This window comes from Thauera sp., assembly GCF_035444905.1.
Lineage (GTDB): Bacteria > Pseudomonadota > Gammaproteobacteria > Burkholderiales > Rhodocyclaceae > Thauera.
This window is the reverse complement of sequence record NZ_DAOMPS010000026.1, coordinates 19307-33957: the sequence shown is the minus strand read 5'-3', so window position 1 is coordinate 33957 and position 14651 is coordinate 19307. Positions and strand designations below refer to the sequence as shown.

General features: G+C 66.1%; 9 protein-coding genes. 4 read left to right on the top strand and 5 right to left on the bottom strand.

Going from position 1 to position 14651, the window contains the following annotated elements; all coding sequences use genetic code 11:
- Positions 1-127 precede the first annotated feature (127 nt).
- Positions 128-2092, bottom strand: coding sequence for an acetate--CoA ligase (gene acs, locus PLC66_RS12695; protein WP_324540941.1), 1965 nt, complete (start codon positions 2090-2092; stop codon positions 128-130).
- A gap of 262 nt (positions 2093-2354) precedes the next feature.
- On the opposite strand from acs, the gene PLC66_RS12690 reads away from it, so the two are divergent.
- Positions 2355-3887 (top strand): fumarate hydratase, encoded by a 1533-nt coding sequence (locus PLC66_RS12690; RefSeq protein WP_324540938.1) that lies wholly within the window; start codon positions 2355-2357, stop codon positions 3885-3887.
- A 66-nt stretch (positions 3888-3953) separates the two neighbouring features.
- Here the strand turns inward: PLC66_RS12690 and PLC66_RS12685 are convergent, their stop codons facing one another.
- Together PLC66_RS12685 and ppsA are read right to left on the bottom strand one after the other, a co-directional pair.
- Entirely contained in the window at positions 3954-7130 is a 3177-nt protein-coding gene (locus PLC66_RS12685) for a putative bifunctional diguanylate cyclase/phosphodiesterase (protein ID WP_324540937.1), read from the bottom strand.
- Positions 7131-7203: 73 nt separating this feature from the next.
- Positions 7204-9570 (bottom strand): phosphoenolpyruvate synthase, encoded by a 2367-nt coding sequence (gene ppsA / locus PLC66_RS12680; RefSeq protein ID WP_324540935.1) that lies wholly within the window; start codon positions 9568-9570, stop codon positions 7204-7206.
- Between the two features lie 148 nt (positions 9571-9718).
- On the opposite strand from ppsA, the gene ppsR reads away from it, so the two are divergent.
- The 3 genes from ppsR (at position 9719) to msrB (ending at position 12296) form a co-directional block, all read left to right on the top strand.
- Positions 9719-10552, top strand: coding sequence for a posphoenolpyruvate synthetase regulatory kinase/phosphorylase PpsR (gene ppsR / locus PLC66_RS12675; RefSeq protein WP_324540932.1), 834 nt, complete (start codon positions 9719-9721; stop codon positions 10550-10552).
- A 128-nt stretch (positions 10553-10680) separates the two neighbouring features.
- Entirely contained in the window at positions 10681-11850 is a 1170-nt protein-coding gene (locus PLC66_RS12670) for a DUF2863 family protein (protein WP_324540930.1), read from the top strand.
- A 44-nt stretch (positions 11851-11894) separates the two neighbouring features.
- Positions 11895-12296: a peptide-methionine (R)-S-oxide reductase MsrB gene (gene msrB, locus PLC66_RS12665; protein WP_324540928.1), complete on the top strand. Its 402-nt coding sequence runs from the start codon at positions 11895-11897 to the stop codon at positions 12294-12296.
- 110 nt (positions 12297-12406) lie between these two features.
- Here msrB and PLC66_RS12660 read toward each other — a convergent pair whose 3' ends face one another.
- A complete protein-coding gene (locus PLC66_RS12660; RefSeq protein WP_324540926.1) occupies positions 12407-13588 on the bottom strand; it encodes an acetyl-CoA C-acyltransferase family protein in 1182 nt (393 codons plus the stop codon).
- Positions 13589-13619: 31 nt separating this feature from the next.
- Positions 13620-14555, bottom strand: a complete 936-nt coding sequence (locus tag PLC66_RS12655; RefSeq protein ID WP_324540925.1) for a CobD/CbiB family protein — start codon at positions 14553-14555, stop codon at positions 13620-13622.
- Between the last annotated feature and the right edge of the window lie 96 nt (positions 14556-14651).

Here is a 14651-nt window from a genome sequence, read left to right as displayed (position 1 = left end):
CGGCGCTTCGCACGATCAGGGTTCACGCATTGCGCGTGCCCGGTCTCCCCCCTGTGCCCGGCTCGATGGTCGGGCCTCTCCCCTATCGTTCTTGCACGGCCGGGCCTCGCGACCCGGCCGATGGCGCTCAGCCCTTGAGCTGTTCCAGGATCGCGGGGTTTTCCAGCGTCGAGGTGTCCTGGGTGACATCCTCGCCCTTGGCAAGCTGACGCAGCAGGCGGCGCATGATCTTGCCCGAGCGCGTCTTCGGCAGGTTCTCGCCGAAACGGATGTCCTTGGGCTTGGCGATCGGTCCGATCTCGTGGCCCACCCAGTTCTGCAGCTCCTTGATGACCTTGGCGGCTTCCTCGCCGGTGGGGCGCGCGCCCTTGAGCACCACGAAGGCGACAATCGCCTCGCCGGTCAGGTCGTCCGGACGGCCGACCACGGCAGCCTCGGCCACCTTCTCGTGCGCGACCAGCGCCGACTCGATCTCCATCGTGCCCATGCGGTGACCGGAGACGTTCAGCACGTCGTCGATACGGCCGGTGATGGTGAAGTAACCGGTGTCGACGTCACGGATGGCACCGTCGCCCGCGAGGTAGAGCTTGCCCTTGAAGTCCTCGGGGTAGTAGGTCTTCTTGAAGCGGTCGGGGTCGCCCCAGACGTTGCGGATCATCGACGGCCACGGCCTGGTGACCACCAGGATGCCGCCCTGGCCCCAAGGCACCTCGGTGCCGGTCTCGTCGACCACGGCGGCCATGATGCCCGGGAAGGGCAGCGTGCACGAACCCGGCACCATCGGCGTGGCGCCCGGCATCGGCGTGATCATGTGGGCGCCGGTCTCGGTCTGCCAGAAGGTATCGACGATCGGGCAGCGGCTGCCGCCGACGTTCTCGTAGTACCACTCCCAGGCCGCCGGGTTGATCGGCTCGCCCACCGAACCGAGGATGCGCAGGGAGGACAGGTTGTACTTGGTCGGATGCACCGCCGGGTTGTTGTCGGCCGCCTTGATCAGCGAGCGGATGGCGGTCGGCGCGGTGTAGAAGATGCTGACCTTGTGGTCCTGGATCATCTTCCAGAAACGGCCGGCGTCCGGATAGGTGGGCACGCCTTCGAACACGATCTCGGTCGCGCCGCAGGCAAGCGGGCCGTAGGTGATATAGGTGTGGCCGGTCACCCAGCCGATGTCGGCCGTGCACCAGTAGACGTCGTCGGGCTTGATGTCGAAGGTGTACTTCATCGACAGCACCGCCTGCAGCAGATAACCGCCCGAGGAGTGCTGCACGCCCTTCGGCTTGCCGGTGGAACCCGAGGTATAGAGGATGAACAGCGGGTGCTCGGCTTCGACCCACTCCGGCTCGCAGGTCTCGGACTGGCTGGCGACCACCTCGTGATACCAGCTGTCGCGACCGGCGACCATGTTGATATCGGCGCCGGTGCGCTTGACGACGACGACGTTCTTGACCGTATCGCAGCCGCCCAGCGACAGCGCCTCGTCGGCGATCGGCTTGAGCGGCAGCGCCTTGCCGCCGCGGAACTGGCCGTCGGAGGTGATCACGGCAACCGCTGCTGCGTCCTCGATGCGGTCGCGCAGGGCCTGGGCCGAGAAGCCGCCGAAGACGATGGAGTGGGTGGCGCCGATACGGGCGCAGGCCTGCATGGCGACGACGCCTTCGATCGACATCGGCAGGTAGATGATGACGCGATCGCCCTTCTTGACGCCCATGCCGCGCAGGGCATTGGCGAACTTGCTGACGCGGGCGAGCAGGTCCTTGTAGGTGACCCTGGTGACTTCACCGCTGTCCGCTTCGAAGATCAGGGCGACCTTGTCGCCGAGGCCGTTATTGACGTTGCGGTCGAGGCAGTTGTACGAAACGTTGAGCTTGCCGTCGGCGAACCACTTGAAGAAAGGTGCATTGGATTCATCGAGCACCTGCGTGAAGGGCTCCTTCCAGTCCAGCAACTCCTTCGCCCGGCGCCCCCAGTAGCCTTCGTAGTCGTCCTCGGCTTCCTTGCACAGCGCCCGGTATCCCTCCATGCCGGACACCGCTGCGTTCTTGACCATCTCTTCCGAGGGCTTGTAAATGCGGACTTGTTGTTCGTTGGACATGCTCACCTCTCCTCAACTGTTCAAATGGTTGAAGCTGACCCAGGACGGGTCCGGCTGGTTGGTTCCAGCCTTGAAATCGGTCGCTGCTTCCAGATACCCGAATACGCCGAAGTGGGCGCATTAAAGGATATGTATCTTACACAGGACTTACACTCCCCAGCCAGCGACGAGGGCCGCAGGGCAGTGATAGAATTCAGCGCCTTAACGGCCCCAGGGGCCGCTCGCGCCATTCTGCCCCCATGTCATCCGGAGACCAAGCGCCATGACGATCATTCGCCAAGAAGACCTCATCCAGTCGATCGCGGATGCGTTCCAGTACATCAGCTACTACCACCCGCTCGACTACATTCAGGCGCTCGGCGAGGCCTACGAGCGCGAAGAAAGCCCGGCTGCCAAGGATGCCATCGCCCAGATCCTGACCAACTCGCGCATGGCCGCCGAAGGCCATCGCCCCATCTGCCAGGACACAGGGATTGCCGTGATCTTCCTCAAGGTCGGCATGAACGTGCGGTGGGACGCGACGATGAGCGTCCAGGAGATGATCAACGAAGGCGTGCGCCGCGCCTACAACAACCCCGACAACAAGCTGCGCGCCTCAGTGCTGCTCGACCCGGCCGGCGCGCGCAAGAACAGCAAGGACAACACCCCCGCGGTGGTGCACTACGAGATCGTCGAAGGCGACCAGGTCGAGGTGATCTGCGCCGCCAAGGGCGGCGGCTCCGAGAACAAGTCGAAGATGGTCATGCTCAACCCGTCGGATTCGATCGTCGACTGGGTGCTCAAGACCGTGCCGACCATGGGCGCCGGCTGGTGTCCGCCGGGCATCCTCGGCATCGGCATCGGCGGCACGCCCGAGAAGGCGATGCTGCTGGCCAAGGAATCGCTGATGGAACCGGTCAACATCCACGAGCTGCGCGAAAAGGCCGCCTCCGGCGCCACGCTCTCCCGCGTCGAGGCGCTGCGCCTCGAGCTGATGGACAAGGTCAATGCGCTCGGCATCGGCGCCCAGGGCCTGGGCGGCCTCACCACAGTGCTCGACGTCAAGATCATGGACTACCCGACCCACGCCGCCAGCCTGCCGGTGGCGATGATCCCGAACTGCGCCGCCACCCGCCACGTGCACTTCCACCTCGACGGCTCGGGCCCGGCCGACCTGCCGACGCCCCGGCTCGAGGACTGGCCGCAGATCACCTGGAAGGCGGACACCAACGTCGCCACGCGGGTCAATCTCGACACCCTGACAAAGGAAGAGGTCGCCTCCTGGAAGCCAGGCCAGATCCTGCTGCTCAACGGCAAGATGCTCACCGGCCGCGACGCCGCGCACAAGCGCATTGCCGACATGCTGGAAAAGGGCGAGAAGCTGCCGGTGGACTTCACCAACCGCGTCATCTACTACGTCGGCCCGGTCGACCCGGTGCGTGACGAGGTCGTCGGCCCCGCCGGCCCCACCACCGCGACCCGCATGGACAAGTTCACCCGCATGATGCTGGAGAAGACCGGCCTCATCTCGATGATCGGCAAGTCCGAGCGCGGCCCGGTTGCCATCGAGGCGATCAAGGACAACAAATCGGCCTACCTGATGGCGGTCGGCGGCGCGGCCTACCTGGTGTCGAAGGCGATCAAGGAAGCCAGGGTCGTCGGCTTCGAGGATCTCGGCATGGAGGCGATCTACGAGTTCACCGTGCAGGATATGCCAGTGACGGTCGCGGTCGACGCCAACGGCACCAGCGTGCACGACACCGGGCCGAAGGAGTGGCAGGCCAGGATCGGCAAGATCCCGGTCGCGGTCGCCTGACTGCTGCAGCGCCGCGCGGGTCGGGCATGCGTCCGGCCCGCGCGCCAAGTGCCGCGAACGCGTCCCTCAGTGGGCTTCGAGCAGCTTGTGGAGCCCGCCCAGTAGCGTATCGAGTCGTTCGCGCACGCGCCCCATCTGCGCGATGACGCGCACCGCGTCCGATGCACGATGGCTGGCGACCAGGCCGTCGATGGCTTCGTGCAGACGGCTGTGGTCGCGGCACACCTGCTCGAGCTGTGCCCCATCGGCGCCCATCTCCGCCAGGGTGCCGACCCAATCACCGAGACTGCAGGCGTGCGCCCCCATCTGGCTCGGCAAGGGCGTGCTGTCGGCCAGGTGCGCGGCAAGCTTGCGGACGAGTGCGCGGTGCTCGACCTGCGCGTAGATCAGCGCAATGAACTCCCGATTCACCGCCGCCCGCCCGCGCCATGACGCCGGTGGTGACCACGACGTCACCCAGCCCGGGATCGCATCCGGCGCCATCGGCCGCGCAATGCCATAACCCTGGGCGACCTCACAGCCGAGCTGCAGCAGGATGCGGCCATGGGCCTCGGACTCCACGCCCTCGGCCACCACCTCGCGCCGGAATGCGCGCGCCAGGCCAAGGATGGCCTCGAGGATCGCCAGGTCTTCCGGGTCGTCGAGCATCTCGCGCACGAACAACTGGTCTATCTTCAGCCGCGCCGCCGGCAGGCGCTTGAGGTAGGCCAGGGCCGAATAGCCGGTGCCAAAGTCGTCCAGCGCAAATGACACCCCGATCGCGGCACACGCCTCGACGATCTGGGTCACCCGCGTCATGCTCTCGAGCGCGCTGCTCTCGAGCACCTCCAGCTCCAGGCTGCCCGGTGCCAGCTCGGGATATCGGCTCAGCGCAGCCTGCAGGCGCACCATGAAATCGGCCGATTGCAGATGGCGCGCCGCAATGTTCACGCTCACCGGCAATGCCAGCCCGTCGCGCTTCCATGTCGCCGCCTGGGCCAGCGCCTGCCCGATCACCCAGTCGCCCAGCTCGGTCGCAAGCGGGTGGTCATCGACCACCGGCAGGAAGGCAGCAGGCTCGATCAAGCCAAGCTCGGGATGCCGCCAGCGGATCAGGGCCTCGACACCCACCACGGCCCCGCTGCGCATGTTCACCTTGGGTTGATAAAGCAGCGCGAACTCGCCTGCCCGCATGCCCTTGCGGATCCGCGTCAGGCCTTCGTGGCGTCCGCGCAGGCTGCGGTCGTGGTCGGTGTCGAAGAAGTGGTAGCGGTTCTTGCCCGCGAGCTTGGCCTGATACATCGCCAGATCGGCCTGACGCAGCAACTGATCGGCGTCGACCTCCTCGCTCTGCGGGTAAAGGGTGAGGCCGATGCTGGCCGACACATGCAGCTCGAGCTCGGCCACCCACACGCTTTGCGCCACCGCGGTGAGCAGCCGTTGGGTGAGCTGCTTGCAGGCTTCCGCATCGGGCAGATCGACCAGCACGGCCACGAATTCGTCGCCGCCGAGCCGCGACACGCTGTCCCCCTCGCGCAGGGCAGCTTTCATGCGTGCGGCCACCGTCGTCAGCAACTGGTCGCCGACGTGGTGACCGTGCGTGTCATTGACTGCCTTGAACCCGTCCAGGTCGATGTAGGCGACCGCGAGCTGCTGCCCGCGGCGACGCGACTGCACCATGCTGCGACTGAGGCGGTCGTGCAGCAGCACCCGATTGGGCAGGCCGGTCAGCGCGTCGTAGTGGGCGATGTACTCGAGCTGGGCCTCGTGTTCCTTCTGCAGGGTGATGTCGTTGAGCGTGCCCGAGAATCCCAGCAGGGTCTCGCTGGCATCGAACACCGGCCGCGCATTGAACTCGACCCAGCGCGAGCCGCCGCCGATGCGCTGGTAGCGCAGCGCCTGGGTGCAGGACACCTCCTCGCGCCGACGCAGCACGTCGAACAGTTCCTGATGCAGATCACGATCGTCCGGATGGACGTAGTCGCGATAGGCTCGCCCCAGCGCTTCCTCCACCGTGTGGCCGGTGAGATCTGCCCAGGCCCGGTTGAGGAAGATCCAGCGCCCGTCCAGGTCGACCTGGAAGATGACCTCCTTCACGCTTTCCACCACCGAGCGGTAGCGCGCCTCGCTCTCGCGCAGCGTGTCGTCAATGCGCTTGCGCTCGAGCACACTGGCAAAGGCGTTGCCAGCGAGCCGCATCAGGGTCTTCTCCTCGTCCGACCATTGGCGCGCGGAGCGCACCGAATCGAGACCGACGAAACCCAGCAACCGTCCGTTGACGACCATCGGTGCGGCGAGCGTCGACTGGATCGACTGCGCGGACAACACCTCGCGGTCGACTTCCGCCCCCGCAGGCAAGGCGTAGATGTCGGGAAAATCGACAATCTCGTGGCGCTTGATCAGGCGACAGAAGAGCATGACGTCGTCGAAGGGGACGCGTTGCAGCTTGTCTCGCTGCGGCGAGACGCCCTCCCGACACCACTCGTAAGTGTTGTCGAGCAACTGTCCGTCATCGCTGACCTCGAACACGAAGACCCGGTCGGCATCGGCAAACGGACCAATCTGCGCCAGCGCACGCGTGAGCAGGCCGGCCACCTCGTCCGGCCGCGCCGGCATCAGCTCGGAAGAGATCCGCGCCACAAGGCGTTCGAACTCGATGCGCCGGTTGAGCGCGGCCTCGGCGCGCTCGCGAATGAGCTCGGCACTCACAGGGCCATCGAAGATCTCGAGCAACTCGCGCGCCGCCGCCTCGTCCGCCAGCGGCTGGCGCGACAAGCCGACCAGCAGGCCGAGGGGGCCACCCTCCTTGTCGAACAGCGGCGTGGCACAGTAAGCGGCGTAGCCGCCCTCGACCAGGACGCGGTCTTCCGGAAAGTGCCGAGCCACATCGCGCGCAAACACGCAGGGCTCACGCCCCATCACGCGCTCGCACGGCGTATGCATAAGTGAATACTTGAAGGCCCCCTGCGGCTTGCCATCGGCCCAGCCGGCACGCACGGTCACCGCGTCGCCCGCGGCAGACAGCTCGCCGACAAACGCCTGGTCGATCTGCAAGGCCTCGGCGAAGTGCTTGCACACCGCCTCGTAGAAAGGTGCGCCCGACAACATCGTGTAGCGCGCTGCGAGCGCATCGAGCGCGATCTCAGCGCGCCTGCGCTGCCTGGCGTTGGCAGAACGGTCGCCGACGCCCGCTCCGCGCGCCGCCTGACCGCCCCCATCGGCATCGAGGGCGTCAAGCGGCGTCTGCGGTGGGCATCGGGACATGGGGTCGGGCTAGGATGTGACCAAACGCCGCATCATAGCGCCGACCGCTACGCGAAAGGAATTACCGCGGCGCTCAGCCGGCGCGATGCTCGGCCAGTTTGAGCCAGGTGTCGACCACCGTATCCGGGTTCAGCGAGATGGTCTGGATACCTTCGTCCATCAGCCACTCGGCCAGATCCGGATGATCCGACGGGCCCTGGCCGCAGATGCCGACATACTTGCCCATCTTGTTCGCGGCCTGGATCGACATCGACAGCAACTGCTTGACCGCAGGGTCACGCTCGTCGAAGGCGTGCGCCACCAGACCGGAGTCGCGGTCCAGGCCCAGGGTGAGCTGGGTCAGGTCGTTGGAGCCGATCGAGTAGCCGTCGAAGTGCTCGAGAAACTGCTCGGCCAGGATCGCGTTCGACGGGATCTCGCACATCATGATGAGCTTGAGCTCATTCACACCGCGCTTGAGGCCATGCTCGGCCAGCAGGTCGACCACGCCCTTCGCCTCTTCGACGTTGCGCACGAAGGGGATCATGATCTGCACGTTGGTCAGGCCGAGCTCGTTGCGCACCTTCTTCATCGCGGCGACTTCCATCTCGAAGCAGTCGCGGAAGCTGTGCGCGATATAGCGCGAGGCACCACGGAAGCCGAGCATCGGGTTCTCTTCTTCCGGCTCGTAGATCTCGCCGCCGAGCAGCTTGCGGTACTCGTTCGACTTGAAGTCGGACATGCGCACGATCACCGGCTTCGGATAGAAGGCCGCGGCGATGGTGGCCACGCCCTCGACCAGCTTCTCGATGAAGAACTGCTTGGGCGTCGCGTAACCGCGCGAGCGGCGGTTGATCTCGTCGCGCAGGTTGGCCGGCACCTGGCCGATGTCGAGGATCGCCTTGGGGTGGATGCCGATCATGTTGTTGATGACGAATTCCAGGCGCGCCAGGCCCACACCGCCGTTGGGGATCTGCGCGAACTCGAAGGCAAGCTCGGGGTTGCCCACGTTCATCATGATCTTCACCGGGATCTCGGGCAGGTTGCCCATGTCGGTGGTGATGACCTCGAAGTCCAGCTTGCCGCGGTACACGTAGCCGGTATCGCCCTCGGCGCAGGACACGGTGACCGATTCGCCCTCGTGCAGCACCTCGGTGGCGTTGCCGCAGCCGACGATGGCGGGGATGCCCAGCTCGCGCGCGATGATGGCGGCGTGGCAGGTGCGGCCGCCACGGTTGGTGACGATGGCGCTGGCGCGCTTCATCACCGGCTCCCAGTTGGGGTCGGTCATGTCGGTGACGAGGATGTCGCCCGCCTGCACGCGGTTCATCTCGGAGGCGTCGCCGACCACGCGCACGACACCGGCGCCGATCTTCTGGCCGATTGCGCGGCCGTGGGTAAGCGCCTTGCCGTACTGCTTGAGACGGTACTTTTCCATCACCAGGCCGCTGTCCTGGCTCTTCACGGTTTCCGGGCGCGCCTGCAGGATGTAGAGCTTGCCGTCCACACCGTCCTTGCCCCACTCGATGTCCATCGGGCGGCCGTAGTGCTTCTCGATGATCACCGCGTAGCGGGCGAGCTCGAGCACGTCCTCGTCGGTGAGCGAGAAGCGGTTGCGGTCGGCCTCCGGCACGTCGACCGTGCGCACCGAGCGGCCGGCCACGGCCTTGTCGGTAAACACCATCTTGATCAGCTTGGAGCCCAGATTGCGGCGGATCACCGCCGGCTTGCCCAGCGCCAGGGTGGGCTTGTGCACATAGAACTCGTCCGGGTTCACCGCACCCTGCACGACGGTCTCGCCCAGTCCATAGGACGCGGTGATGAACACCACCTGATCAAAGCCCGACTCGGTGTCGATGGAGAACATCACGCCCGAGGCGCCGGTGTCCGAGCGCACCATGCGCTGCACGCCGGCCGACAGCGCGACGTCGGCGTGGGCGAAGTTCTTGTGCACGCGGTAGGCGATCGCGCGGTCGTTGTACAGCGATGCGAACACTTCCTTCATCGCGTGCAGGATGTTCTCGTAGCCGTGGATGTTGAGGAAGGTCTCCTGCTGGCCGGCGAAGGAGGCATCGGGCAGGTCCTCGGCGGTCGCCGACGAACGCACGGCGAAACTGCCCTCGCCTTCTGCGCTAATCTGCTCGTAGGCAGTCTTGATCTCGGCCTCGAGCTTGGCCGGGAAAGGGATGTCGATGATCCACTGGCGGATCTGCGCACCGGTCCTGGCCAGCGCATCGACGTCATCCACGTCCAGCGCATCGAGCGCGGCGTTGATGCGGTCGGCCAGGCCGTCGTGGGCAAGGAATTCGCGATAGGCTTCGGCGGTGGTCGCAAAGCCACCCGGCACGCGAACGCTGGCGGGCAACTGGCTGATCATCTCGCCAAGGGAGGCATTCTTGCCGCCGACCTTTTCGACGTCGGTCATGCGCAGTTCGTTGAAGGGGATCACGTAGCGTGTCATGGGTGGCTTCCGCAAATGTTGGAGAAAAAGCAAAATATCGAAGAACGCAGTTTACGATTTTTTGTGCTGTGCCGCACGACAGGGTTTGCCCCAATGCCGGGTCGCCCTGATCGACCCCACCCGTCCTGGCAGTCCAAGGCCCACAATCATGACCGACACCCCGCGCCGCACCGTGTTCTTCGTCTCAGACGGTACCGGCATCACCGCAGAAACCCTTGGCCACAGCCTGCTTGCGCAGTTTCCCGAGGCCAAATTCCGCCAGATCCGCGCGCCATTTGTAGACAACATAGACAAAGCCATCGACTGCGCCAACCAGATCCGCGAGGCCGCAGCCGAGGACGGCCTGCGCCCGATCGTATTCAGCACCCTCGTCAATCAGGCCACGGTTGATGCACTGCACAAAGCCGACGCCCTGTTCCTCGACCTGTTCGAGCGTTTCATCGGCCCGCTCGAGACCGAGCTCGGCCAGCGCTCGACCCATGCCGTGGGCCGCTTCCATGGCATTGCCGACAGCACCAACTACAAGCACCGCATCGAGGCCATCAACTTCGCCATGGCGCACGACGACGGCGTCTCCAGCGACGGCGAGCTCGCCGAGGCCGACGTCATCCTGGTCGGCGTATCGCGCTCGGGCAAAACGCCCACCAGCCTCTACCTCGCCATGCAGTTTGGCGTGAAGGCGGCCAACTATCCGCTGATCCCCGAAGACTTCGAGCGCAACAAGCTGCCCGGCGAACTGCACAAGTACCGCACCAAGCTCTTCGGCCTCACCATCGCCCCCGAGCGTCTGTCGCAGATCCGCCAGGAGCGGCGCCCCAACAGCCGCTACGCCTCGCTGGAAAACTGCCGCTACGAGATCGACGCCGCGCAAAAGCTGATGCGCCGCGAGAACATCCGCTGGCTCGAATCCACCACCAAGTCCATCGAGGAAATCTCCGCCACCATCCTGCAGACCGTGCGCGTCGATCGCCCCGGATTCTGAGCCCACCCCCGCCTACCAGCCCCCGACGGTGTGACACGCACCGCGGGGCAGGCTGCCCCATTCGGCTAGAATGAAGGCCTCGTCGCGCCCCTCCGGGCGCGACGCCCGGAACAGCACAGGACATCCCCATGAAAAGAACGCGCCTCAAGCGCCGCGGCGGCCTCGGCCGCATTGCCGAGCAACTCGTCTGGCTCGCCAACGGCCTCGCCGAATCCGGCAGCCGTGTCGAAGACCGCTACTGGGAGCAGCAGATCACCACGGTCCTCGACGAAGCCCTCGCCGACAACGAGGAAGAGGCGCTCAACGCTGCGCTCGACCACCTCTACAGCAGCGAGCCGCGCGCCTACGACGAGCTCGCCGACCATATCGAATCGCGCGCCGAATGCGCGGCCGGCGCGGCCAACACGCACGACGTCGTCCTCATCGCCGCCCCGGTGATGGCCTGGTCGCGCTACCGCATCCCCGCCACCAGCGTTCCGCCCGCGGTGCTTGCCAACCTGCGCGTGCACCTGCAGGCGCACGTGCTCGCCAAAGGCGCGCGCCTGTCGGTGGCCGACTTCCTGTTCAGCCCCGACCAGCTGCCGCAGGGCTACTGTGCCACCGCCGAATTCGCCAAGGTCATCGGCGGCGCCGCCCTCGACAACCTCGATCTCCACATCGAGACCGAAGGCATGCCCGAGACCGCCCAGTTCCTGTCCGACACGCGCTACCTGCTCGCCGCCGTCGCCGTTCCACGCGGCAGCGCGCTGTTCCGCTGGCAGGAGACCGACGGCAGCCGAGACAGCGCGCGCGAGCAATGGCGCACCCAGGGCGGCGCCTGTCTGGCGCCGCTGTTGCCCGGCTGCGCCATCGAGCTGGTGCTGCCCGAGGCCTATTTCGCCGCCAGCCGTGCCGCCGACAAGGACAGCCGACCCTACTCGGTACGGGCCTCGGTCGCCTTCCTCGCGACCACGCTCGAGACCCCGGCCGCCAACCTGCGCGCCGTGATCGCCCCGTTCTGGGACCGCAACCTCGAGGAATACCGCATCGGCTTCACCGTGCGCGGGCGCGAGGACATCGTCCATGGGGTGGTGTGGCCGCTGCTCGGCGCCGAGGACGAAACCACCGACTGCACCGCCCAGATCGATGCCGTGCTGCGCGAATCGGGCATCGCCGACATCGTGCACCTCGACCATCAGTTCCCGCTGGAGTACTGCGACGACTGCGGCGCCCCGCTCTACCCCTCGCCCGAGGGTGAAGTGGTGCACGCCGAGATGCCCGAGGAACAATCGGACCAGATGCCGCGTCATCTGCACTGATACGCCGCAAACGCCACCCACACACCCCCCGCGCGGAGACCCGCATGAGCGAGAAGATCGACAGGACCGAAGCCCAGTGGCGCGCCCAACTCACTGACATGCAATACCACGTCACCCGCGAGAAGGGCACAGAGCGCGCCTTCACCGGCGAATACTGGAACGTCTGGGACAAGGGCGCCTACAACTGCGTCTGTTGTGGCGCCCCGCTGTTCCGCTCCGAGCACAAGTTCGACGCGGGCTGCGGCTGGCCCAGCTTCTGGACCGCCGCCGAACCCGACAACGTCGCCACCGCGGTGGACCGCAGCCACTACATGGTCCGCACCGAGGTCCTGTGCCAGCACTGCGGCGCCCACCTCGGCCACGTCTTCGAGGACGGCCCTCAGCCCACCGGATTGCGCTACTGCATCAACTCGGCCTCGATCAAGCTCGAGAAGGATGCCGACTAACAGGCAGGTCTGATTCGACCTTGCGCCTGCAATGCCGCGGCGCCCAGCCACAAAGAAAACCCGCGCCAGCCTCACGGCCGCGCGGGTTTCCTCTCAGCTGAAAACAGCGCTTACACGCGTTCCCACACCGTGGTGATGCCCTGACCGCCGCCGATGCACATGGTGGCGACGCCGTAGCGGCCATTCACGCGGATCAGCTCGTGTAGCAGCTTGGTGATGATCACGCCGCCGGTCGCGCCCACCGGGTGGCCGAGCGAGATGGCGCCGCCGTTGGGGTTGACCTTGGCGGTGTCGAGCTCGAGGCCGCGGTTCACCGCGATCGACTGCGCGGCGAAGGCTTCGTTGGACTCGATCACGTCGATCTGGTCCAGCGTCAGGCCGGCGCGCTGCAGGGCAAGCTTGGTGGCCGGGATCGGGCCTTCGCCCATGATCTCGTTGGGCACACCGGCGATCGCGTACGACACCAGGCGGGCGATCGGCTTCTGGCCAGCGGCAGCGGCCTTGGCGGCATCGGCCATCACCAGGAAGGCGGCGGCGTCATTGATGCCCGAGGCGTTGCCGGCGGTCACCGAACCATCCTTCTTGAAGGCCGGCTTCATCTTGGCCAGCGCTTCCAGGGTGGTCATGCGCGGATGCTCGTCGGTGTCGAACACCACGGTGCCCTTGCGGGTTTCGAAGCTGATCGGGACGATCTGGCTCTTGAAGCGGCCATCGGCGATCGCCGCGGCGGCGCGCTTCTGCGACTCGAGCGCGAAGGCGTCCTGCTCCTCACGCGAGATGCCCCACTTGGTGCACAGGTTCTCGGCAGTGATGCCCATGTGGCCGACGCCGAAGGGGTCGGTCAGCACGGCGACCATGGCGTCGATGGCCTTGGTGTCGCCCATGCGGGCGCCGCTGCGCAGCGCCGGCAGCAGGTAGGCACCGCGCGACATCACCTCGACACCGCCGCCGATGGCGTAGTCGGCGTCGCCCAGCATGATGGCCTGGGCGGCGTTGACGACGGCCTGCTGGGCCGAGCCGCACAGGCGGTTGACCGCGAACGCCACCGAGTCGGTCGACATGCCGGCATTGACCGTCGCCACACGTGCCACATACGCATAGCGAGAGTCGGTCGGAATGCAGTTGCCGACGGCCGCGAACTGCACCGCCTTGGGATCGACGCCCGCGCGCGCGAACGCTTCCTTCGCCACCACCGCACCCAGCTCGGACGGCTCCATGTCCTTCAGCGAGCCGCCAAAACCGCCCACGGCGGAACGAACAGCACTCAGAACAACGACTTCACGATTTGCCATAACCCACTCCCTCTTTTTGAATTCAAACGTACTACCTGCCAACCCACCCGGCCGCGCCGAGCAACATCAGCAGGAACAGACACACAAGCAAGGCCCGCCAAAGCAGGCCTACCGTGCTTTGCAAGTGGTCGACACCCGCCTCTCCGCCCAGACCCATCTCGGGCCGGTCGACGATCACGCCGGACTCATGGACCGGCATGCCGAGCCTCACGCCCAACGCGCCCCCACCACTGGCAATCAGTATAGCCGACGACTTGTCCGGCCACAGCACGGCCTGCGAGCGCCAGCAATAAACCGCGTCCTCGAAGTTGCCCATCACTGCATACACGGTCGCCGTGATGCGCACCGGCAACCAGTCGAGCGCCTCGAAGGCGCGCTGGGCAAAGCGGCCGAAATTGCCAGTTCGGTGCTCACCGCCCGCGCTCCGCGCACCCCACTCATCATTCAGGTACCGCGCCAGCCGATACAGGACGGCCCCGCTCGGCCCTGGCAGGATCGCGAACCAGAACACCACGCCAAAGACGCTACGGTGGGCTGCCACCAGCGCCCGCTCGATCGACAGGCGTGCAACCTCGCTCGGGCTCGCCTCGTCGTAGCGGCCGCCGCGCCAGGCGGCCAGCAGCGCCCGTGCGCGCTCGAGCTCGCCCATTCGCAGCGCAAGGTGAATCTCGGTGAAATGATGACTTTCGTGCCGAAAGCCCATGCACAGGTACAGCGCCGCGATGTTGAAGGCAAAGGCGAACACGGGGTGTAGTTCCCACGCCAGCCAGTAAGCCACCGCCGTGCCTAGCGTGCCCAGGGCCACCAACAGCACCCAGGCAAACCGCCCGCTGGCGGCACTGCCATCATTCAGGCGCCTAGCGGCACCCTCTGCCACCAAAGCAAAAGGCGCCAACACCCGCCACCGCCTGACAAGCGGACGCACCTGCTCGAGCAGAAGGGCGAGAATCAGCTCAAGAAGCGTCATGCGAAACGGGACAAGCGGCAGCCCAGGCGAAGGAAGGGACGCCCAATCGGCGTCGAAAGATAAGTCGTGAAGATATCACAAAGGCTCAGACTCGCC